The following is a 22,255-nucleotide window of genomic DNA, read 5'->3' as shown; positions in this document are numbered from 1 at the left end:
CCGGAGGGGTCGGTCGGGCGGTACGGTGCTGGCAGTCGCACCAGTTCCGGCCCGGGCAGTCGTCGTGTCGCCGGGCCCGGCACGCTCGGCAGATCATGCTGGCAGCCTAAGCCGCGGGAGGACAGGACAGCATGCCGCGTCAGATCTTCCAGCTGAAGATGTCCCTCGCCGGCGTCCGTCCGCCGGTCTGGCGCCGGGTGCTCGTTCCGGCCGGCTACACGCTGGATCGGCTGCACCGGGTGGTGCAGCACGCGATGGGTTGGCGGGACTGCCACCTGCACTCGTTCGAGATCGACGCGGTGCAGTACGGCGAGCCCGACCCGGACGGCGAGCTGGCGCTGCACGACGAGCTGGACGTGCGGCTCGACGCGGTGCTCGGCAAGGGCAGCCGGTTCTCCTACACCTACGACTTCGGCGACTGGTGGGAGCACGACCTGGTGGTCGAGGACGCGCTGACCGCCGACCCGGAGGAGCGGTACCCGGTCTGCCTGGACGGCGAGCGGGCCTGCCCGCCGGAGGGCATCGGCGGCCCGTCGGGCTACCGGGCGCTGCTGGTGGCGCTGGGCGATCAGGGCGATCCGGCCGACGTCGCCGACCCGGCGCACGCCCTGCTGCTCGACTGGGCGGGCTCCACATTCGACCCCGCCCGCTTCGACGTCGACCGCGCCGGCACTCTGCTGCGCCGCTTCTGCTGACCCCGCGTCGCCCGCCGCAGTGGGCAACCGTGGTGAGTCGCCGGCCGAGGTGCCGGGATTTTCGCGTTTTCGGGTGACCTGCCACCGGGGTCGATGGCGGTAACGATCTGGGAACGCTCCCATCGCCCTATTGACACCCCCGTTACCCGCCGGCAATCTCATGGGAGCGCTCCCGGAGGTGGCGCGGGTCACCCACGCTCCTCCATCCGGCCGCCGGCACCGCCGGCGCCGACCCGGCGCGGCAAGCACCCCCCACCACAAACCACCCAGCCTCACCACCGGAAAGAGGGGTCAGCGAATGAGTGTCACCACGCGGCGTACCCGCCTGGCGGCCGCTGCCCTGGCCGCGATCACCGCAATCGGCGGTCTCGCAGCCTGCGGCAACGACGACGAGCCGGCGGCCGGCGAGAAGCCGGCCAAGCTGGTCGTCGACACCTTCGGCGAGTTCGGCTACGACGAGATCGTCAAGCAGTACGAGAAGGACACCGGAATCAAGGTCGAGCTGCGCAAGACCGCCCAGCTCGGTGAGTACCGGCCGAAGCTGGTCCGCTACCTGGCCACCGGCAAGGGCGCGGCGGACGTCACCGCCCTGGAAGAGGGCATCCTCAACGAGTTCAAGCCCAACCCGCGCAACTGGGCCGACCTCACGCCGCTGGTCGCCGACCACTCCAAGGAGTACCTGCCCTGGAAGTGGGAGCTGGGCAAGGCATCGGACGGCCGGCTGATCGGCCTGCCGACCGACGTCGGCAGCCTCGCGGTCTGCTACCGCAAGGACCTGTTCCAGGCGGCCGGCCTGCCCACCGAGCGCGACCAGGTGTCGGCGCTCTGGACGGACTGGAAGGGCTTCCACGAGGCCGGCCTGAAGTACAAGCAGGGCAGCGGCGGCAAGGCGTTCATCGACTCGATCACCGCCGTCTCCAACGGCGTGCTCTTCCAGGGCAACGGTGATCTGTTCTACGACAAGGACGACAACATCATCGCGGACACCAGCCCCGCGGTGAAGAACGCCTGGGACACCGCCACCTCGATGGCGGACATCTCCGCCAAGGCGCAGACCTGGTCGCCGGAGTGGTCGGGTGGCTTCAAGCAGGGCACCTTCGCGGCCACCTTCTGCCCGTCCTGGATGCTCGGCATCGTCTCGGACAACTCCGGTGCGGCCAACAAGGGCAAGTGGGATGTCGCGGCCGTGCCGGGTGGCGGCGGTAACTGGGGCGGCTCGTGGCTCGCGGTTCCGGAGCAGAGCAAGTACCCGAAGGAGGCGGCGAAGCTCGCCGAGTACCTGACCAACGCGAAGAGCCAGGTGGACGCCTTCAAGCTCAAGGGCCCGCTGCCCACCAACCTGGAGGCGCTGAAGAACGACGCGTTCCTCAGCTACACCAACGAGTACTTCAGCAACGCGCCGACCGGCAAGATCTTCGGGGAGAGCGTCGCCAAGATCCAGCCGATCCACCTGGGTCCGAAGCACCAGGCGGTGAAGGAGAACGCGCTCGAGCCGGCCCTGCGGGCGTTCGAGAACGGGCAGGCCGACAAGGCGAAGGCCTGGGAGCAGTTCACGAAGGACGCAAAGACTCAGGGTGCCTTCTGAGTGATTCCCTGCCGGTGGCGTTCGGGAGTACCCGGACGCCACCGGCCGGTCCCCTCCGCGTAGCTCCCTGCGCGAGGGCCCCCGGGCCTCGCCGGAAAAGGAAATTCGCATGAGCCTGTCGGCCACGACCGCACCGCCGTCGCCAGCAGCACCGCCTTCTCCCGACGTCTCTTCCCGACGTAGCCGGGGAAGGTTTCTCAACCGCCTCGATGTCAAGTACTCGCCGTACCTCTACATCGCCCCCTTCTTCCTGATCTTCGGCGCGTTCGGGTTGTACCCGATGTTGCGTACCGCCTGGATGTCGCTGCACGACTGGGACATGATCGGCGACCGCTCGTTCATCGGCTTCGACAACTACACTCGGCTAGCGTCCGACGAGTACTTCTGGAACGCGCTGGTCAACACGTTCGGCATCTTTGCCCTGTCGACCATCCCGCAGCTGTTGCTCGCCCTCTTCCTGGCGAACCTGCTCAACCGGACCTTCCTGCGCGCCAAGACCTTCTTCCGGATGGCCATCTTCATGCCGAACGTGGTGTCGGTGGCCGCGGTCGCGATCGTCTTCGGGATGCTGTTCCAGCGGGAGTTCGGCCTGTTCAACTGGCTGCTCGGCTTCGTCGGTGTCGACCCGGTCGACTGGGACGGGCACCGCTGGAGTTCCTGGATGGCCATCTCCTCCATGGTCAACTGGCGGTGGACCGGGTACAACACCCTGATCCTGCTCGCCGGCATGCAGGCGATCCCGAAGGACCTCTACGAGGCCGCGGCGATCGACGGCGCCAGCCAGTGGCGGCAGTTCTGGCAGATCACCCTGCCCATGCTCAAGCCCACCTTCATCTTCGTGGTCATCCTGTCCACGATCGGCGGCATGCAGCTCTTCACCGAGCCCCTGCTCTTCGGCAACGGCAACATCATCGGCGGCAACCAGCGGGAGTTCCAGACGCTGGCCATGTACATGTACGAGATGGGCATCGTGAACCTGAACACCGCCGGCTACGGAGCCGCGGTCGCCTGGGCCATCTTCATGATCATCGTTGTGGTGTCGGTGTTCAACTTCCTACTCGTCCGCCGCTCGGCAAAGTGAGGAGAGATCGATGATCTCGGCTTCCCAGCGCCTGTGGCGCACCAGCCCGCTGACCTACATGGCGCTCGTCCTCGCGGCGCTGCTGTCGATCTACCCGTTCTACTACATGATGGTGATCGGCACTCGCAGCCTGGAATCCATCAACGACGTGCCGCCGCCGCTGACCCCCGGCGGAGCGTTCGGTGACAACTTCGGGCGGGTGCTCGACAACGACGCCGCCAACTTCCTCACCGGCATGATGAACTCGATCATCGTCTCCTCGGTGGTCACCCTGTCGGTGGTGCTCACCGGTTCGCTGGCCGGGTTCGCCTTCGCCAAGCTGCGGTTCAAGGGCAGCAACGCCCTCCTGCTGGCGATCATCGTCACCATGATGATCCCGACCCAGATGGGGCTCATCCCGCTCTGGGGCATGATGCAGGACCTGGGGTGGTACGACACCCTCTACGCGGTCACCGTGCCATTCCTGGTCACCGCCTTCGGCGTGTTCATGATGCGGCAGTACGCCAGCCAGGCGATCTCCGACGAGCTGATCGAGGCCGGTCGCGTCGACGGGGCGAGCACGTTCCGGATCTACTGGAGCATCGTGCTGCCCGCGCTGCGTCCCGCCGCCGGCGTCCTCGGTCTGCTGACCTTCATGGAGACCTGGAACTCGTTCCTCTGGCCGTACGCCATCCTCACCCCGGAGAACCCGACCCTGCAGGTCTCGCTCTCCTTCCTCTCGTACGCCTACTACACCGACTACTCCCAGGTGTTCGCCGCCACGGCCATCGGTACCGTTCCGCTGGTCATCGTGTTCATCGTGTTCGGCCGCCAGATCATCGGCGGGATCATGGAAGGTGCCGTCAAGTCGTGAGCAACCCCGCCAGCCCGCCCGCCGTCGGCGTCCTCGACGAGCGCCCCGGGCTGACCTTTCCGCCCGGCTTCCTGTGGGGGGCCGCGACCGCGGCGTACCAGATCGAGGGGGCGGCGGCCGAGGACGGCCGTACCCCGTCGATCTGGGACACCTTCAGCCACACCGACGGCCGGGTGGTCGCCGGGCACACCGGCGACGTGGCCTGCGACCACTACCACCGGCTCGGCGGCGACGTCGCGCTGATGGCGGAGCTGGGGCTCAAGTCGTACCGTTTCTCGGTCTCCTGGCCCCGGGTGCAGCCCGGCGGCGCCGGCGCGGCCAACCCGCAGGGCCTGGACTTCTACCGCCGGCTCGTCGACGAGCTGCTGGCGCACGGGATCGAGCCGTGGCTCACCCTCTACCACTGGGACCTGCCGCAGCCGCTGGAGGACGCCGGGGGCTGGCCGGCCCGGGACACCGCCGCCCGCTTCGCCGACTACACCACGCTGGTCGCCGACGCGCTCGGCGACCGGGTGCGCTACTGGACCACGCTGAACGAGCCGTGGTGCTCGGCGTTCCTCGGCTACGGCTCCGGGGTGCACGCCCCCGGCCGGTCCAACGGAGCGGACGCGGTCCGCGCCGGGCACCACCTGATGCTCGGGCACGGCCTGGCCGTGCAGGCGCTGCGGGCCGCCCGGCCCGGCTCCGAGGTGGGGGTGACCGTCAACCTCTACCCCGTCGACCCGGCCAGCGACGCGCCCGGCGACGTCGACGCCGCCCGGCGGATCGACGGGCTGGCCAACCGGTTCTTCCTCGACCCGCTGCTGCGCGGGTCGTACCCGGAGGACCTGGTGGCCGACCTGAGCGCGGTGACCGACTTCGATCACGTACGCGATGGTGACCTTGCCACCATCTCCACGCCGCTGGACCTGGTCGGGATCAACTACTACAGCCGGCACGTGATCGCCGCCCCGGTCGAGGGGGCCGAGCCGGAGCCGTACTGGCGGGCGCCCTCCTGCTGGCCGGGCAGCGAGGACGTCCGGTTCGTCACCCGAGGCGTCCCGGTCACGGACATGAACTGGGAAATCGACGCCCCCGGCCTGGTCGAGACGCTGCGCCGGGTGCACGACGAGTACACCGACCTGCCGCTCTACGTCACCGAGAACGGCTCGGCGTTCGTCGACACGGTGGTCGACGGGGAGGTCGACGACGTCGACCGGCTCGCCTACTTCGACGCCCACCTGCGCGCCGCGCACGAGGCGATCAGCGCCGGGGTGCCCCTGCGGGGATACTTCGCCTGGTCGCTGATGGATAATTTCGAATGGGCCTGGGGTTACACCAAGCGGTTCGGCATGATCCACGTCGACTACGAAACCCAGGTCCGCATCCCCAAGTCCAGTGCCAGGTGGTACGCCTCGGTGATCCGACGCAACGGTCTGGCCGCACAATAGGCTCGGGCCAGCCATCAGGGCGGTCCCGGTGTCCACGTCCCACAGGTGGCACCGGGCCCGCCCGCCGTCGGAGGAGCAGACGATGACAACGCAGCGCACCCGGTCGCTCGGGCGCCCGACCCTCGACGCGGTCGCGGCGCGCGCCGGCGTCGGTCGGGGCACGGTCTCCCGCGTGGTCAACGGCTCGCCCCAGGTCAGCCCGGAGGCCCGGGCCGCGGTCCAGCAGGCCATCGCCGAGCTGGGGTACGTGCCGAACCGAGCCGCCCGCGCGCTCGTCACCCAGCGGACCGACTCCGTCGCGCTGGTGGTGTCCGAATCCGGCGAACGGGTCTTCACCGAGCCGTTCTTCGCCGGCATCGTGCGGGGGATCAGCTCCGCCCTGCTGGAGACCCCGATGCAGCTCTGGCTGGCCATGGCCCAGTCGGCGGTGGAGCGGGAGCGGGTCGAGCACCACCTGACCAACCAGCACGTCGACGGCGTCCTGCTGCTGTCGTTGCACGACTCCGACCCGCTGCCGACCCTGCTGGAGGAGCGCGGGCTGCCCGCCGTGCTCGGCGGTCGGCCGGCCCGGATGCTGCAACCCGGCGCCCAGCCGGCCTGGTTCGTCGACGTGGACAACGTGGGCGGCGCCCGGCAGGCGGTGGAGTACCTGGCCGGCCGGGGGCGGCGACGCATCGCCACCATCGCCGGCCCGCAAGACATGGGCGCCGGCCTGGCCCGGCTGGCCGGCTACACCGAGGCGGTCAAGGCCAGCGGGACCGGCGTCAACCCCGACCTGATCGCGTACGGCGACTTCAGCGAGGGCAGCGGCGCGGCCGGCATGCGCCGGCTGTTGGACGCCTGCCCGGACCTGGACGCGGTCTTCGTCGCGTCCGACCTGATGGCGTTCGGCGCGCTACGGACGCTGCGCGAGGCCGGCCGGCGGGTGCCCGAGGACGTCGCGGTGGTCGGGTTCGACGACGCGCCGATCGCCCGGCAGGCGGACCCGCCACTGACCACCGTCTTCCAGCCGGTGGAGGAGATGGGCCGGCAGATGGCCCGGCTGCTGGTCGCCCGGATCCGCGGCGACGACCTCCCCGCCCCCCACATCCTCCTGGACACCCAACTGATCCACCGCACCTCCGCCTAGCCCTGGGCCCCGTCCCCGCCGTCCCCAGCCCAGTCCGGCCCCGGCCCCGGCCCACGGCCACCGCCACGATCTCGCGGTGCGCGGTGCGCGGTGCGCCGTCAGGCGGGGGTGGGGGTCCAGCGGCGGAGTTCGCGCTTGGCGAGGGAGGAGCGGTGGACCTCGTCGGGGCCGTCGGCGAGGCGCAGGGTGCGGGTCTGCGCCCACAGGGCGGCCAGCGGGGTGTCCTGGCTGACGCCGGCGCCGCCGTACCCCTGGATGGCCTTGTCGATCACCCACTCCGCCATCGCCGGGGTGCCGATCTTGATCGCCTGGATCTCGGTGTGCGCGCCCTTGTTGCCGACGGTGTCCATCAGCCAGGCCGTCTTGAGCACCAGCAGTCGGGACTGCTCGATGCGCACCCGCGACTCGGCGATCCACTCCCGGACGACGCCCTGCTCGGCCAGCGGCCGGCCGAACGCGACGCGCTCGTTCGCCCGCCGGCAGAGCAGCTCCAACGCCCGCTCGGCCATCCCGATGAGCCGCATGCAGTGGTGGATCCGGCCCGGACCCAGCCGGGCCTGGGCGATGGCGAAGCCGGTGCCCTCGGCGCCGATCAGGTTCTCCGCCGGCACCCGGACGTCGGTGAAGTCGATCTCGGCGTGCCCGCCGTGTGAACCGTCGGTGTAGCCGAAGACGGTCATGCCCCGGCGCACCGTCACGCCCGGGGTGTCCCGGGGGACCAGCACCATGCTCTGCTGGCGGTGCCGGTCGGCGCCGGGGTCGGTCTTGCCCATCACGATGAAGATCTCGCAGCGCGGGTCCATCGCACCGGACGACCACCACTTGCGGCCGTTGATGACGTGCTCGTCGCCGTCGCGGACGATCCGGGTGGCGATGTTGGTGGCGTCGGAGGACGCGACGTCCGGCTCGGTCATGCAGAACGCGGACCGGATCTCGCCTTCCAGCAGCGGCATCAGCCAGCGCTCCCGCTGCGCCTGCGAACCGAACTCGGCCAGCAGCTCCATGTTGCCGGTGTCCGGCGCCGCGCAGTTGACCGCCTCCGGCGCCAGGTGTGGGCTGCGCCCGGTCAGCTCGGCGAGCGGAGCGTACTGGAGATTGGTCAGGCCGGCGCCGTAGCGCGGGTCGGGCAGGAAGAGGTTCCACAGGCCGCGCTTGCGGGCCTCCGCCTTCAGCTCGGCCAGCACCGGGGTACGCGACCACGGGTCGCCGGCGGCCACTTGCTCGGCGTGCACCGCCTCGGCCGGATAGACGTGCTCGGTCAGGAACCGGGTCAGCTCGTCGCGCAGCTCCTCGGTCCGGGTGTCGTACGAGAAGTCCATCACCGCTCCCTGGCGGCGGTCAGCCCGTGCGCGACCAGCGGTGCCACCATCTCGCCGATCCGGTCGAAGCCCTCGCCGAGCGTCTGCCCGAGCGAGTGGCGGTAGTGGATGCCCTCGCAGATGACCGCGAGCTTGAAACAGCCGAGCGCCACGTGCCAGTGCAGCGGCCCGACGTCGACGTCGCTGCGCCCCGCGTACCGGTCGATCAGCTCGGCGCCGGTGGGGAAGCCGGCACGCGGGCCGAGCCCGTCGGCCACCGGGTTGCCGGCGGCCGTCTCGCTGTCGCCCAGCACGTCCCAGTACGTCAACAGCAGCCCCAGGTCGGCCAGCGGGTCACCGAGGGTGGCCATCTCCCAGTCCAGCACCGCGTGCACGGCGACCGGGTCGGCCGAGGCGAGGAGATTGTCCAGGCGGTAGTCGCCGTGCACGATGCGGCCGGCGTTCGCGCCCTCCGGCGCGGTGGTGGCGAGCAGGTCCCGCAACTCGTCGATGCCCGGCAGCGGGCGGCTGCGTGAGCGGTCGAGCTGCCCGGCCCACCGGCGGACCTGCCGGGCCAGGTAGCCCTTCGGGCGGCCGAAGTCGCCCAACCCGACCGCCGCCGGTTCGACGGTGTGCAGCGCCGCGAGAGTGTCCATCATCGCCATGGCCAGCGCGCGGCGTCGCTCGTCGCCCAGCGGATCGGTCTGCCGGCGGGTGCGGAACACCTCGCCGGGCATCCGCTCCATCAGGTAGAACGGCGCGCCGATCACCTCCGGCTCGGTGCAGAGCAGCAGTGCACCCGGCACCGGCACCTCGGTCGGCGCCAGCGCCGAGATGACCCGGAACTCGCGGCCCATGTCGTGCGCGGTCGCCAGCACGTGCCCCAGCGGTGGCCGGCGCAGCACGACCTCGCGGTCGCCGAGGCTCAGCAGGTAGGTGAGGTTGGACTTGCCGCCCGCGATCAGCTGTGCCCGCAGTGGCCCGACGGCCAGCTCGGGGTGGTGTTCCGCCAGATAGCCGGCGAGCCGGTCCAGGTCCAGACCGGCGGGGGACGCCGGAAGGGCCCCCGGCCGGAGCGCATCGACGGCCGGATCGGTCATCCGACTAGTTGATGGCAGCCCGCTCACGTTGTCAAGGTCAGATTTTCCCCTAGGGACATGCCTCTGCAACAGGGACGAAATGGTCAACGCCCAGGCTGTGACCAGCCGGCCGGCGCCGGCCCGCCGAGCGGAGGGACAGACATGTTGCTGCGAGTTCGGGTCACCCTGCCGGACCGTCCGGGCACCCTCGGCCAGGTCGCCCGCACGTTGGGCGTGTCCGGTGCGGACATCGTCCAGGTGGTCGTCCTGGAGCGGCTCGGCGGGCGCGCGGTGGACGACTTCACGGTGGTCTGGCCGGGCGCGGCCCGGGTGGAGCGGCTGCTGGCCGGGCTCGCGGCGATCCCGGGCGTACGGGTCGACGGCGTGTGGCGGGCGATCGGCGCGCCCACCACCACCGGTCAGGACGCCGAGCTGCTGGCCCAGGTCGCCGCGAACCCGGCCGACGGGCTGGCCACGCTGGTCGACGCGGTACCCGGGCTGCTGGCGGCCGACTGGGCCGTCGCCGCCGTGGTGCCGGTGGACTGGGCCTCGCGGGCCGGAGGCACCGGTGGGGCGACCATCGGGCACGCCAGCTGGCGGGCCCCCGTACCGCCGCGACTTCCGGAGGTGACCCCGCTGCGCGGCCGGTCGATGACCACCCCCGACGGCACCCACCACGCGATCGCGCCGTTCGGGCGGGCCGGCCTGGTCCTGGTGGTGGCCCGCGAGCAGAGCGGGACCCTCTCCGCCGCCGCGTTCCACAGCACCGAGGTGGACCGGCTCACCCAGCTCGTCCGGGCCAGCGCGGTGATCCTCGGCGACCGGCTGGACCTGGTCGGCGCGCCCCCGGTGATCGCCGGCCCCTGAGCGGTGGCCCGAGGAGTTCCCGAGCCGTCACCGGCGAGCAACCGGGTGGCAACAGCCCGGGACGAGGCTCGTACCGGGGAAGGGAGCCAACCATGACGTTGTGGCGGATCCGAGCGACCGTGGACGACCGGCCGGGTTACCTGTCGGTCCTCACGGCGAGCCTCGCGCTGCGCGGAGTCAACATCCTCACCGTGCAGGTGCAGCCCACCGAGCACGGCGCGGTGGACGATTTCCTCGTCGACGCGCCGGACGCGCTCGACGAGGCCGAGTTGCTCGCCGCCGTCGAGCGGGGGCGGGGCCGGGACTGCTGGGTGGCGCGCAGCGAGGCGCGTGGCCTGGCCGACCAGCCCACCCGGGTGCTCGGGCTGGCCAGCCGGCTGGTGCGCGACCCGGACGCGACCGGCGAGGCGCTGTCCACCCTGCTCGGCGCCGACTCGGTCAGCTGGCGGCCCGCGTCGACCAGCGTCGACCGGGGGATCATCGGCACCAGGATGCTGCTGGCGGACCCGGCGGGCGGCTCGTTCGCGCTACGCCGGGCCGCGCCGGCCTTCACTCCGGCGGAGTACGCCCGGGCGCAGGCCCTGGTCGAGCTGGCCGCCACCGTGACGCGCCGGGCCGCCGAACAGGTCACCGTGGTGCTGCCCGACGGCGCCGAGCTGGCCGTCCGACCGGCCTGCGCGCACGACCTGCCCGGCGTGCTGGAGCTGCACGAGGGGTGCTCGCCACGCACCCGGCAACGGCGCTACCTGAGCGGGGCGGCGCTGCCGCAGCAGGCCCGGTTGCGCAGGCTGCTGGAGCCGAGCCGAGGGCTGACCCTGCTCGCCACGGCCACCGACGACGGCGGCGTGGAGTCGGTGGTCGCGATGGCGAACCTGCTCGGTGAGGGCGACGAGGCCGAGGTGGCGCTGCTGGTGCGTGACGACTGGCAGCGGCGTGGGCTCGGCTCGGTGTTGCTACGCCGGCTGGCCCGGCACGCCGACCGGGCCGGGTACGCGGCGCTGGTGCTGCACGTACAGGCCGAGAACACCCCGATGCTGCGCACCCTGCGCCGGCTGAACCGGCCCAGCTCGGCCGAGCGTGACGGGACCCTGCTCAGTCTCACCGTCCCGCTCACCGCGGAAAGGAAGGGCACCTTCTTAACGCCTGGTGCATAGGAAGGGCCCCTTGTTAACAACGAGGCAGCTCGCGGAGGTTCACCCGGGGACGGAGCGCGGACGTGTCAACGCGCGGGCGGTTCGCGCTGGCCGCACACGCAGAACCGGTTGCCCTCGGGGTCGGCGAGCACCACGTACGGCGGCTCCGTCGGATGCGGGTCGGTGGGGTAGTGCCCCCACTCCACCCGCCGGGCGCCGAGGGCGAGCAGCCGGTCGAGTTCCTCGTCGAGGCTGCGCTCGCCGGCGTCGAGGTCCATGTGGAACCGAGGGAACTCCTGCACCGGGCTCTCGCTGAGGTCCATCGCGATGGCCAAGCCCGGCGCCCCGGGCGGTGGCTCCAGCACGATCCAGTCATCGCCCTCGAATCGGGGCGCCCGACGACGGTAGCCGAGGGCCGCGGCCCAGAACGTTCCCGCCCGGTCGGCGTCGGACACGCCCAGGGAAAGCTGCGCGATGATCGCCATCTCTTTACGGTACGCCGCCAGGCCCGGTGTTAAGAGGGGCCCCTTGCTATGCACCAGGCGTTAACAAGGGGCCCTTCCTTACATCTCGGTCAGGTGGTGGGGTAGCTGCTGTAGTCGGGGAAGTTGCCGTAGAGCCGGCTGTCGCCGCCGACGGTGACGGCCTGCACGAGGAGGTCACCGCCGACGAACGCGCCCTTCCAGGAGGCGCCCCGCCCGCCGAACGGCTCGTCGCGATCGCCCCGCGAGCGCGGCTTGTTGATGCCCACCTTGAACGCCTGGAGGTCCACCGCGAGCTTGCCGGCCTCGTCGGTGTCGTCGCAGGCCAGCGACGCGACGAGTGCGCCGTTGGAGGCGTTCATGGCGGCCAGCAACTCGTCGGTGGTGTCCACCACGACGATCGTGTCGACCGGCCCGAACGGTTCGGCGTGCATCAGCCGGGACCGTCCGGGCGGGGCGAGCAGCACCGACGGCGCCACGTACGCCGAGGTGTCCTGCCCGGGCAGGAACGGCGCGCCGGTCAGCTTGCCCCGGTGCAGCGGCACCGCGCCGCCGCGGACCGCCTCGTCGACCTTCCGGCGCAGTTCCTCGGCCTTGGCGGCGCTGATCAGCGGCCCGAAGTCCAGCTCGGGTAGCGGGTCGCCGGGCCGCCAGGTCTCCTCGACCGCGAGGGGATGCCCGAATCGGATCGAGGAGACCACCGGCAGGTACATGTCGAGGAACTCGTCGACCAGGTCACGCTGTACGACGAACCGGGGGTACGCGGTGCAGCGCTGCTTGCCGTACTCGAAGCCCTTCCTGAGGTGCGCGGCGAGCATGTCCCACTGGGAGAAGTTCCAGATGCCCCAGGCGTTCAGGCCCTCCTGCTCGATGAAGTGCCGTTTGTCGCTGTCGAGCAGCGCGGCGGCCACCTTGCCCCCGTTGGAGCGCCCGCCGACGAACGCCACCGCGCCGATCTCGGGTGCCCGGACCAGCACTTCGGACAGTTCCTCGCCGCCGCCGGAGACCAGCGTGGCGGGCAGTCCGGCCCGGCGCATCAGCGCGTGCGCGACGGTCAGGCAGACCGCGCCGCCCTGGGACGGGGTCTTGGCGATGACCGCGTTGCCGGCGAGTAGTTGGACCAGTTCGGCGTGCACGAGGACGCTCATCGGGTAGTTCCACGAGGCGATGTTGCTGACCGGGCCGGGTAGCGGCTCGCGGCCGTCGGCCAGCATCCGGTCGATTTCGCCCGCGTACCAGCGGACGCCGTCCAATGCCCGGTCCACATCGGCGCAGGCCAGCCGCCACGGCTTGCCGATTTCCCAGACCAGCAGCAGCGCGAGCAGGTCGCGGTGGGCGGTGAGCGCGTCCAGCGCGTCGATGACCCGCGCCTTGCGGTCGGCGAGCGGGGTCTGGGCCCAGGCCCGGTGCGCGGCGGCGGCGTGCGCGACGGCGGCGCGGGCGGTGTCGGCGTCGAGCCGGGGGAGGTTGATCACCACGGTGTTGTCCACCGGGGTGCGGACCGGGGCGGGGCGGCCGACGGCCCGCCACTCGCCCTCGACCAGGTTGTGCAGGGTGGTGACACCGTCCACCTCGGCGCCGAACGCCTCGGGGGTGGCGGCCACCGCGCGGGCGAGTACGTCGGACCATGCGGTGCCCTCGGCGAGTCGTAGTGCCATCGCGTTCTCCTCAGGGTTGACCGGGGGAGCGGCGGCGTCGATGGCACCGCTGGTGATCGGTACTGTCCCGCGCCGGGTAGCGGGTCAGCAACAGTACGTTTGTCTGGCTGGATGCCCCGAGGCGCGCTCGTCGGACGTTGCGCGCGGCGTTGACCGGCCTGAACTGCGGGTAAGTCTGCCAGCTATTTATTGCCGTCGATGATGTGAGCTATCTCCAGGCGCCGTCGACCGGGTTACCCGTCGGTACGGATCGGCATCCGCAACGGATCAACCGCCACCGACGACGGCGGCCGGCCGCCGGACAGGGTCCGGCGGCCGGCCGCGGGGCCGAGCGGGATCAGCTGGTGAAGGTGATCCGGTCGCGACGGCGCCGCATCATCAGCAGGGCGCCACCGCCGATCAGGGCGACGCCGCCCAGCGCGAGGCTGGTCACGGCCACACCGGTCAGCGGCAGACCGCCGCCATTGTCGGTGCCACCCGCGCCGCCTCCCGTGCTGGCCGAGGCCGAGACGGAGCCCTCGGGTGCGGTCGAGTCGGACGGGGAGACCGAGTCCGACGGCGAGACCGAGTCCGACGGCGAGACCGAGTCCGACGGCGAGACCGAGTCCGACGGGGAGACCGAGGTCGACGGCGAGGCCGAGGTCGACGGCGAGACGGAGCTCGACGGCGTGGGGCTCGGGGACTGGGTGCCCCCGGTGCCGGCGCACGTGTGGGTCAGGTTGAAGAAGTTCTGCGGAACCTGCCCGTGGATGGTCGACTCGCCGCTCTCCAGCTTCCAGCCGGACGGCGTGGCGAACCAGACCTTCTTGGCGCCGTTGTCGGTGGTGAAGTGGCCGTCCGCAAGGGTCTTGTAGGTGTCGGCGGTGCCGTTGTTGTCGGTATCCCAGCCGATCCGCACCGCGTCGACGCTCTCGACGCCCTTGCCGGGCCAGATGAAGACCCAGACGTCCTGGTCGGCCTGCTGGCCTGCCGCGCACTTGCCAAAGCCCTGGTTGAAGCCGTTGTCCGCCGCCAGGATGTGCTCGCCGTCCTGGTGCAGGACGGGATTGGTGACGGTGGTCGATGCCCAAGCCGGGGTGGCGAGAGCGAGACCGGCCGTGGCGGCGGCCGTGCAGACGGCCGCGCGCACCAGGCGCCGACGCTGTGGCATGAGTATTCCTCCGAGATTGGCCGAGGGGACGGCACATGATCCCATGTACGGGATCTTTTGGCGACATCGGTCGATCGGCCTGAGCTGGGACGACGTGCCGGACAGGAACAGGATTCGGGCCAACTTCTGCGGCTTTCCTGCGCGTGTCGCCGTAACACGTACCGCCGCCGCGACGCTCCGCGCGCTCCGGCGGGCTTCCCAACCCGCAGTGCTCACATTACATTGTCGACTATCCATGGGAGCGCTTCCGTGGATCCCCGTGGTGACTCCGCCACCGACAGGAGCCCGCCATGCCCCATCCCACCCGGCCGTCGCCCGGCCGCCCGGACCGGTCCCTATCACCGGTCGCCGACCAACCCTGGCCACGGCGACTGCTCGCCGCCGGCGTCGCCCTGCTCACCGGGCTCGCCCTGGCGGTGGCCGCACCGCCGTCCGGGCCCGCGTCCGCCGCACCGGCCTTCGACTACGCGGAGGCGTTGCAGAAGTCGCTGCTCTTCTACGAGGCGCAGCAGTCCGGCCGGCTGCCCGACTGGAACCGGGTCTCCTGGCGCGGCGACAGCGCGCTCACCGACGGGGCCGACGTCGGGCTGGACCTCACCGGCGGCTGGTACGACGCCGGTGACCACGTGAAGTTCGGCTTCCCGATGGCGTTCAGCGCCACCATGCTGGCGTGGGGCGCGGTGGAATACCGCAGCGGCTACACCGCCTCCGGGCAACTGCCGCACCTGCTGAACAACCTGCGCTTCGTCAACGACTACTTCATCAAGGCGCACCCGTCGGCCAACGTCCTCTACGGACAGGTCGGCAAGGGCGACGACGACCACAAGTGGTGGGGCCCGGCCGAGGTGCTGCCGATGGCGCGGCCCGCGTACAAGATCGATGCGAGCTGTGGCGGCGCGGACCTGGCGGGGGAGACGGCGGCTGCGATGGCCGCCTCCTCGATGGTGTTCCGGCCCACCGACGCGGCCTACGCCGACCGTCTGGTCGGGCACGCCCGGCAGCTCTACACCTTCGCCGACACGGTGCGGAAGTCCTACCACGAGTGCATCACCGACGCGACGAGCTTCTACCGCTCGTGGAGCGGTTGGCAGGACGAGCTGGTCTGGGCCGCGATCTGGCTGCACCGGGCCACCGGCGAGGCCAGCTACCTGGCCAAGGCCGAGAGCGAGTACGACAAGCTCGGCACCGAGAACCAGTCCACCACCCGCTCCTACAAGTGGACCATCGCCTGGGACAACAAGCAGTTCGGGGCGTACGTGCTGCTGGCCAACCTGACCGGCAAGCAGAAGTACGTCGACGACGCCAACCGTTGGCTGGACTACTGGACCGTCGGCGTGGACGGGCAGCGGGTGCCGTACTCGCCGGGCGGCATGGCCGTGCTCGACTCCTGGGGCGCGCTGCGCTACGCCGCCAACACCTCGTTCGCCGCGCTGGTCTACAGCGACAAGACCACCGACACCACCCGCAAGGCGCGCTACCACGACTTCGCCGTCCGGCAGATCAACTACGCGCTCGGCGACAACCCGCGCAACTCCAGCTACGTCATCGGGTTCGGCGCCAACTCGCCGCGCAACCCGCACCACCGCACCGCGCACGGCTCCTGGTGGGACAGCCAGACCGTGCCCGTCGAAACCCGGCACACCCTCTACGGCGCGCTGGTCGGCGGGCCGTCGGCGGCCAACGACGCGTACACCGACAGCCGGTCGGACTACGTGATGAACGAGGTGGCCACCGACTACAACGCCGGCTTCACCTCCGCGCTGGTCCGGCTGGTCTCCGAGTACGGCGGCACCCCGCTCGCCGGCTTCCCGGTCGCCGAGACGCCGGACCTCGACGAGGTGACCGTGGAGACCACGGTGATGCAGGCCGAGCCCCGGGCGACCGGTCTCAAAACGATGATCTACAACAGGTCCGCGTACCCGGCCCGGGCGCTGACCGACGCCCGGTTCCGCTACTACTTCCGCCCGGACGGCGTCGGGCCGGTGCAGGTCACCCCGGGCTACACCCAGGGCTGCCCGTCCCCGACCAGCGCGAGGCAGCTCAGCGGCGACATCTGGTACGTCGAGGTGGACTGCACCGGGCACACCATCGCCCCGGCCGGGCAGTCACAGCACCGGATGGAGGTCCAGTTCAAGATCGGGGTGCCGGAGGGCGGTACCTGGGATCCGACCAACGACCCGTCGTACCAGGCCACCGCCGGGCCGAACCGGAAGGTGCCGCTCTACTCCGGCGGCACCCGGATCTGGGGCGACGAGCCGGGGCCGGCCGTGCCGGACACCACCGCTCCGACCGTGCCGGGTAAGCCGGTGGCGTCCGAGCTGACCCCGAGGTCGGTCACCCTGAACTGGGCGGCGTCCACCGACAGCGGCGGTAGCGGGCTGGCCGGCTACGAGGTTCGCGAGTTCCTGGTCGGCAACGACGTGGTGGGTAACCGGCGGAGGACGGACCGTAGTTATCCACTGGCGGTGGACAACGAGCTGGTGATCCGGCCCGTCACCGGCACCGCACTGACCGTCTCGACGCTGCTGCCGGAGCGGACGTACCAGTTCACGGTCGTGGCCCGGGACGGCGGGCAACTCGTCGGCAGCCTCGCCGATGCTCAGCGTGACCACGCCGCCGGCAGACACCGCCGACACCACCGCGCCCAGCCCGCCCGGCGCCCCGGTCGCCTCGGCGGTCACCGCCACGGGGCTCACCCTGAGCTGGGCGGCGTCGACCGACAACGTCACAACCAGGGCTGGTCGGCGACGGTCAGCCAGACCGGCGCGGCGGTGACCGCGACCAGCCTCTCCTACAACGGCACGGTGGCCCCGGGGGCGTCGGTGAGCTTCGGCTTCAACGGCACGCACAGCGGCAGCAACCCTCGACCGACGGCCTTCACCGTCAACGGGATCGCCTGCGCCCTCGCCTGACGCCCACCGCTACGAGGGATAACCCGGCGGGATTCGGGGCAAGCCAGCGTTGTGCGGGAATTGCTGACCGTCGGGCACGGGACAGCCGACCGGGTGCGGCTGGGGGAACTGCTGACCGGGGCCGGGGTGGCCCTGGTCGTGGACGTGCGGCGGTACCCGGCCAGCCGCACCAACCCGGACGTCCGGCGGGAGGAACTCGAGCGGTGGCTGCCCGAGTGCGGCATCGACTACCGCTGGGAGCCGCGCCTGGGCGGACGCCGCCACGTTCCGGCCGGGGAGCCGGAGCCGGACACATGGTGGACGGTCGCGGCGTTCCGGGCGTACGCCGCGTACACCCGCACGTCGGAGTTCGACGCGGCGTTGGACAAGGTGCTGGCCGACGCGGCCGCGCGGACCACCGCGGTGATGTGCAGCGAGAGCCTCTGGTGGCGCTGCCACCGCCGGCTCATCGCCGACGTCGCGGCGCTCGGTCGCGGGACGCCCGTCGCGCACCTGATGCCGGACGGGCGGCTCAGCCCGCACCGGACGGCCGAAGGCGCCCGCCGGCTGCCCGAAGGGCACCTGTGCTGGGACGGTTGAGGGCCCGGCCGTCGCACCCGATGGCGTACCGGGGTGCCGGCGGCTGGCTAGGCTCGACCCGTGCGGGCACCGAAGCGCGATGACACGGTGCTGTTCGTCGTCTACGACGGGGTGCGGCTGCTCGACGTCACCGGTCCACTGGAGGTCCTCACCGTCGCCAACGAGCACGGCGGGGCGTACCGGTCGGTGCTCGCCTCGCCCGACGGCCGGGACGTGGTCAGCAGCGCCGGCGCCCGGCTCGGCGCCGACGTTGCGCTGCCCGACGTCGTCGCGCCGGTGGGCACCCTCGTCGTGCCGGGCGCGCCCGACTGGCAGGCGGCGGCCGCGGACCGGGCGCTGCTGGACCAGATCTGCCGGCTCGCCGCCGGGGCGCGACGGACCGCGTCGGTCTGCGCCGGGGCGTTCGCCCTCGCCGCGGCCGGCCTGCTCGACGGGCGGCGGGTGACCACCCACTGGGACCTGGCCGACCAGCTCTCCGCGCACTTCCCGGCGGTCACGGTCGACCCGGATCCGATCTTCATCACCGACGGCCGGATCATCACCTCGGCCGGGATCACCGCCGGCATCGACCTCACGCTGGCGCTGGTCGAGGCGGACCTCGGCCCGGAGATCGCCCGCGCGGTCGCCCGGCACCTGGTGGTCTTCATCCAACGCCCGGGCGGGCAGTCCCAGTTCAGCGTCCGGACCAGCGTGGAGGGCACCCGCAACGCCGTGCTCCGCCGGGTGCTGGACGCGGTGGTCGGCGACCCGGCCCGGTCGTACGACCTGGCCGGCATGGCGGCGCTCGGCGGCGTGAGCCCCCGGCACCTGGCCCGGCTGTTCCGGGCCGAGCTGGGCACCACCCCGGCCGGGTACCTGGACCGGATCCGGGTGGAGGCGGCGCGCGGCCTGCTGGAGCGCGGCGACGACACCCTGGACGTGGTGGCCCGGCGAGTCGGTTTCGGCTCGCCGGAGACGATGCGGCGGATCTTCGTGCGGTACGTCGGTGTCAACCCCGGCGCCTACCGGTCCCGCTTCCGCACCACCGGCATCTCCGGCCACCAGTGACCGGCGGTGGTCTCCGGCCGGCGTCCCGACCGGAGACCACCGGGATCACCGGCCGGAGGCGAGTTCGGGTTCGGGGACGACCGCCGGCGCGGGATCAGACTGCCGCAGGGCGACCAGCGCGGCGACGGCGAGCAGCGCCACCGACAGCCAGAGGCCGACCGCGATCCCGCCGGAGTCCGACAGCACGCCGGAGACCAGCGGACCGACCGCCTGGCCGAGCGAGAACGCCACCGTCAGCAGGGCGATGCCGGCGGTCCAGCCGCCGACCGGCAGGGCCCGGCGGGCCAGCACCGTGGCCGCCGTCGGACCGGCCATGAACGCGCTGCCGAACACCACCGCCGAGAGCAGTGCCGCGGGCAGCCCGGCGGGCAGCAGCAGCACCGGCAGCACGCCGAGCAGCACCACCAGGGACACCAACGCCGGTGCCCGGCCACCGGGCAGCCGGCTGACCAGCCGCCCCCACACGGTGAGCGTGGCCAGCGCGGACGCGAGGCCGAGCGTCACGAAGAACGCGGCGACCCCCGGCGTGCGCAGCCCCTCGTCGCGCAGCAGCGCGATCACGAAGGTCAGGTAGCTCACGTAGCCGGCGCCGAAGAGCACGTACCAGACGAAGGTCGGGGCGAGCCGCTCCAGGTCCGCCCGGGGCATGCCGGCGCGGGTGACCCCGGTCACGGGCGCGACTCGGCGGACGGCGAGCAGAGCCGGGACGACCGCGAGCACGGCGGCCCCGCCGAGCAGCAGCCAGCCGACCCGCCACCCGGCGTCCCCGGCCACCGCGAGCGCCGCCGGCACCAGCAGACCGGAGAGCACCACCCCGATGCCGACCCCGGCCATGTAGAGGGCCACCATCGTCGCGGCCCGCCGCTGCCCACCCCCGGCGGACACCCGGGCGGCGAGCGCCGAGCCGAGCACGAAGGTGACCGCCGTGGTCACCCCGCCCACGAAACGCAGCAGGCCCAGCACGGGGTAGTCCGCGCTCGCGGCGGTGAGCAGCAGGATGAGCGCGCTCACCGCGAGGGTGCCCAGGAACGCGGCCCGGTCGCCGAACCGGCGGGCCCAGAACACGGCCGTGCCGGCGCCCAGCAGGTAGCCGGCGGCGTTCGCGGTGTTCAGGCCGCCGGCCTGGGCGTACGTCCAGTGCAGGTCGCCGCGCATGGCGGGCAGCAGCAGGGCGTACGCGAAGCGGGTGAAGCCGAGCGCCACGACCGGCCCGGCGGCCAGGCCGAGCGCGATCAGCGGTTCCCGCCAGGACGGGAATCGGGACATGGTTCCTCCTCGGTCGGCGGGCTCGTCGGCCCGCTGATCAGGTGGAACCCGGCACTGCCGGTGGTCGGTGGCCGGCCGGATGGACCGGTGACCCTCGGATCGGGACATCGGCGGTGGACGCGGTGGTGCCGCCGCTCACTCCACCAGGTCGTCGGCGAGCAGGTCCATCAGCAGGCCGTCGTGCCAGCGCCCGTCCTCGCCGCGCTCGTAGCGGCGCAGCACCCCGACCGGCCGGAAACCGACCTTGGCGTACGCGCGGATGGCGGCGCTGTTCGCCGCCGCCGGGTCGATGGTGAACCGGTGGTGGCCGTACTCCTCGATGAGGTGTCGGGCCAGGGTGCGGATGGCGTCTACGCCGAGCCCGGCGCCGCGTACCGCAGGGTCGAGGAAGATGTCCAGGCTGGCGTGCCGGTAGTCCGGGTCCGGCTCGGCGTACCACTGGATCGCGCCGATCACCCGGCCGTCGTGCTCGATGGCGTACAGGGTCAGCTCGTCGTCGGCCAGGTCGGCGCGAACGGCTTCCACCAGGTCGTCGCCGCCCCGCCACCACCGGCGCACCTCAGGATCGGCGCGGATCGCCGCGAGGGCCGGCACGTCCGCGACCGTCGCCGGTCGCAGAGTCACCGCCCGCCCCCGCAGCATCGGCTCAGCCCCGGATCTCGCCGTGCTCGACGCAGACCGCCGACCAGCCGACCGGCAGCACCTGCACCTTCATCCGGCGGCGGCAGCGGTGGCAGTATCGCGGCGGCTCCAGCTGGCGGGCCGACGCGCAGCCCGGGTGGGCGCCGCCGGCCGCCACCGGCTCACCGCACCGGTCGCACCACAGCTCCGTCGTCGTCATGACCGTCACAGCGTGGCGGAGAGGGCCTTGACCGGCATCTTCAGCTCGTCCAGCAGGTCCAGGTCGGCGGTCGCCGGCCTGCCCAGCGTGGTCAGGTAGTTGCCGACGATCACCGCGTTGATCCCGCCGAGCAGACCGTCGCGGGTGCCGAGGTCACCGAGGGTGATCTCCCGGCCGCCCGCGTACCGCAGGATGGTGCGCGGCATGGCCAGCCGGAACGCGGCGATGGCCCGCAGGGCGTCCTTGCCCTCCACCACCGGGCGGTCACCCAGCGGGGTGCCGGGCCGGGGGTTGAGGAAGTTCAGCGGCACCTCGTGCGGGTTCAGTTCGGCGAGCTGCGCGGCGAACTCCGCCCGCTGCTCGACGGTCTCGCCGAGGCCGAGGATGCCACCGCAGCAGACCTCCATGCCGGAGTCGCGGACCATCCGCAGCGTCTCCCAGCGCTCCTCCCAGGAGTGCGTGGTGACCACGTTGGGGAAGTACGACCGGCAGGTCTCCAGGTTGTGGTTGTAGCGGTGCACGCCCATGTCGACCAGGTCGTCGACCTGCTCCTGGGAGAGCATGCCCAGCGACGCGGCGACCTGGATGTCGACCTCGGCCTTGATGGCGGCGACGCCCTCGCGCATCTGCTTCATTAGCCGGGCGTCCGGGCCGCGGACGGCGGCCACGATGCAGAACTCCGTCGCCCCGGTCTTCGCGGTCTGCTTCGCCGCCTCGACGAGGGACGGGATGTCCAGCCAGACCGAGCGCACCGGGGAGGTGAACAGGCCGGACTGGGAGCAGAAGTGGCAGTCCTCCGGGCAGCCGCCCGTCTTCAGCGAGACGATTCCCTCGACCTCGACCTCCGGACCACACCACCGCATCCGCACGTCGTGCGCGAGCTGGAGGGCGGCGGGCAGGTGCTCGTCGGGCAGGTTCAGCACGGCGAGGACGCCGGCCTCGTCGAGGCCGACGCCGTCACCCAGGACCTGGGTACGGGCCTGGTCGAGGATCTCTGGCATGGCTCGTACCCTACAAGGCCCCCCGGTCAGCCGGAACGGCCCGCCGGCCGGGCGAGCGGGACGGCCGGCGTGGTCGGGATCTAGCGGTACGCGGCAGCCGTCGCATCGGCCCAGCCGCGAGGCTCACGTTCGGTGCGGTCGACCTCGCGTACCGAGTGGATCCGTCGGG

19 protein-coding genes and 1 pseudogene are annotated in these 22,255 nt (G+C 72.0%); 11 read left to right on the top strand and 9 right to left on the bottom strand.

Features of this window, described 5'->3' with window-relative positions:
• Positions 1 to 131 precede the first annotated feature (131 nt).
• From ABZU69_RS04750 to ABZU69_RS04725, 6 genes are all read left to right on the top strand, one after another.
• Positions 132 to 695: a plasmid pRiA4b ORF-3 family protein gene (locus ABZU69_RS04750; protein WP_354963060.1), complete on the top strand. Its 564-nt coding sequence runs from the start codon at positions 132 to 134 to the stop codon at positions 693 to 695.
• Positions 696 to 993: 298 nt separating this feature from the next.
• Positions 994 to 2,280: an extracellular solute-binding protein gene (locus ABZU69_RS04745; protein WP_354963059.1), complete on the top strand. Its 1,287-nt coding sequence runs from the start codon at positions 994 to 996 to the stop codon at positions 2,278 to 2,280.
• A gap of 109 nt (positions 2,281 to 2,389) precedes the next feature.
• On the top strand, positions 2,390 to 3,361 hold the full coding sequence (locus tag ABZU69_RS04740; protein WP_354963058.1) for a sugar ABC transporter permease: 972 nt from the start codon (positions 2,390 to 2,392) through the stop codon (positions 3,359 to 3,361).
• A gap of 10 nt (positions 3,362 to 3,371) precedes the next feature.
• Complete coding sequence (locus ABZU69_RS04735; RefSeq protein WP_354963057.1) at positions 3,372 to 4,214, top strand: carbohydrate ABC transporter permease; 843 nt, start codon at positions 3,372 to 3,374, stop codon at positions 4,212 to 4,214.
• A complete protein-coding gene (locus tag ABZU69_RS04730; protein WP_354963056.1) occupies positions 4,211 to 5,644 on the top strand; it encodes a GH1 family beta-glucosidase in 1,434 nt (477 codons plus the stop codon). The genes ABZU69_RS04735 and ABZU69_RS04730 overlap by 4 nt, the downstream gene beginning before the upstream one ends.
• Positions 5,645 to 5,726: 82 nt before the next feature.
• The gene (locus ABZU69_RS04725) at positions 5,727 to 6,773 is read left to right on the top strand and encodes a LacI family DNA-binding transcriptional regulator (protein ID WP_354963055.1); all 1,047 of its coding nucleotides are present in this window, start codon (positions 5,727 to 5,729) and stop codon (positions 6,771 to 6,773) included.
• A gap of 98 nt (positions 6,774 to 6,871) precedes the next feature.
• Here the strand turns inward: ABZU69_RS04725 and ABZU69_RS04720 are convergent, their stop codons facing one another.
• Both ABZU69_RS04720 and ABZU69_RS04715 read right to left on the bottom strand, forming a co-directional pair.
• Positions 6,872 to 8,092, bottom strand: a complete 1,221-nt coding sequence (locus ABZU69_RS04720; protein ID WP_354963054.1) for an acyl-CoA dehydrogenase family protein — start codon at positions 8,090 to 8,092, stop codon at positions 6,872 to 6,874.
• Positions 8,092 to 9,171, bottom strand: coding sequence for a phosphotransferase family protein (locus tag ABZU69_RS04715; protein WP_354963053.1), 1,080 nt, complete (start codon positions 9,169 to 9,171; stop codon positions 8,092 to 8,094). The genes ABZU69_RS04720 and ABZU69_RS04715 overlap by 1 nt, the downstream gene beginning before the upstream one ends.
• A gap of 141 nt (positions 9,172 to 9,312) precedes the next feature.
• Here ABZU69_RS04715 and ABZU69_RS04710 point away from each other — a divergent pair, with 141 nt between their 5' ends.
• A complete protein-coding gene (locus ABZU69_RS04710) occupies positions 9,313 to 10,017 on the top strand; it encodes an amino acid-binding protein (protein WP_354963052.1) in 705 nt (234 codons plus the stop codon).
• Between the two features lie 92 nt (positions 10,018 to 10,109).
• Positions 10,110 to 11,171 carry a GNAT family N-acetyltransferase gene (locus ABZU69_RS04705; RefSeq protein WP_354963051.1) on the top strand — a complete coding sequence of 354 codons (1,062 nt, stop codon included), beginning with the start codon at positions 10,110 to 10,112 and terminating at the stop codon, positions 11,169 to 11,171.
• 65 nt (positions 11,172 to 11,236) lie between these two features.
• Here the strand turns inward: ABZU69_RS04705 and ABZU69_RS04700 are convergent, their stop codons facing one another.
• From ABZU69_RS04700 to ABZU69_RS04690, 3 genes are all read right to left on the bottom strand, one after another.
• The gene (locus tag ABZU69_RS04700) at positions 11,237 to 11,635 is read right to left on the bottom strand and encodes a VOC family protein (protein WP_354963050.1); all 399 of its coding nucleotides are present in this window, start codon (positions 11,633 to 11,635) and stop codon (positions 11,237 to 11,239) included.
• A gap of 89 nt (positions 11,636 to 11,724) precedes the next feature.
• A complete protein-coding gene (locus ABZU69_RS04695) occupies positions 11,725 to 13,290 on the bottom strand; it encodes an aldehyde dehydrogenase family protein (protein WP_354963049.1) in 1,566 nt (521 codons plus the stop codon).
• A gap of 337 nt (positions 13,291 to 13,627) precedes the next feature.
• Positions 13,628 to 14,440, bottom strand: a complete 813-nt coding sequence (locus tag ABZU69_RS04690) for an LPXTG cell wall anchor domain-containing protein (RefSeq protein WP_354963048.1) — start codon at positions 14,438 to 14,440, stop codon at positions 13,628 to 13,630.
• Positions 14,441 to 14,730: 290 nt separating this feature from the next.
• On the opposite strand from ABZU69_RS04690, the pseudogene ABZU69_RS04685 reads away from it, so the two are divergent.
• The 3 genes and pseudogenes from ABZU69_RS04685 (at position 14,731) to ABZU69_RS04675 (ending at position 18,978) form a co-directional block, all read left to right on the top strand.
• Positions 14,731 to 17,352: pseudogene (locus ABZU69_RS04685) on the top strand (glycoside hydrolase family 9 protein).
• A 51-nt stretch (positions 17,353 to 17,403) separates the two neighbouring features.
• A complete protein-coding gene (locus ABZU69_RS04680) occupies positions 17,404 to 17,931 on the top strand; it encodes a DUF488 domain-containing protein (protein ID WP_354963047.1) in 528 nt (175 codons plus the stop codon).
• A gap of 60 nt (positions 17,932 to 17,991) precedes the next feature.
• Complete coding sequence (locus ABZU69_RS04675) at positions 17,992 to 18,978, top strand: DJ-1/PfpI family protein (RefSeq protein WP_354963046.1); 987 nt, start codon at positions 17,992 to 17,994, stop codon at positions 18,976 to 18,978.
• Positions 18,979 to 19,023: 45 nt separating this feature from the next.
• Here ABZU69_RS04675 and ABZU69_RS04670 read toward each other — a convergent pair whose 3' ends face one another.
• The 4 genes from ABZU69_RS04670 to bioB form a co-directional block, all read right to left on the bottom strand.
• Positions 19,024 to 20,244, bottom strand: a complete 1,221-nt coding sequence (locus tag ABZU69_RS04670) for a YbfB/YjiJ family MFS transporter (protein ID WP_354963045.1) — start codon at positions 20,242 to 20,244, stop codon at positions 19,024 to 19,026.
• A gap of 135 nt (positions 20,245 to 20,379) precedes the next feature.
• Positions 20,380 to 20,886 carry a GNAT family protein gene (locus ABZU69_RS04665; RefSeq protein ID WP_354963044.1) on the bottom strand — a complete coding sequence of 169 codons (507 nt, stop codon included), beginning with the start codon at positions 20,884 to 20,886 and terminating at the stop codon, positions 20,380 to 20,382.
• A 4-nt stretch (positions 20,887 to 20,890) separates the two neighbouring features.
• Positions 20,891 to 21,085, bottom strand: coding sequence for a hypothetical protein (locus tag ABZU69_RS04660; protein WP_354963043.1), 195 nt, complete (start codon positions 21,083 to 21,085; stop codon positions 20,891 to 20,893).
• 5 nt (positions 21,086 to 21,090) lie between these two features.
• Entirely contained in the window at positions 21,091 to 22,086 is a 996-nt protein-coding gene (bioB, locus tag ABZU69_RS04655; protein WP_074318140.1) for a biotin synthase BioB, read from the bottom strand.
• Positions 22,087 to 22,255: the final 169 nt, after the last annotated feature.

The organism is Micromonospora sp. NPDC005206, assembly GCF_040608175.1.
Lineage (GTDB): Bacteria > Actinomycetota > Actinomycetes > Mycobacteriales > Micromonosporaceae > Micromonospora.
The sequence above is the reverse complement of the archived record's forward strand: the minus strand, read 5'-3'. Positions and strand labels throughout refer to the sequence as shown.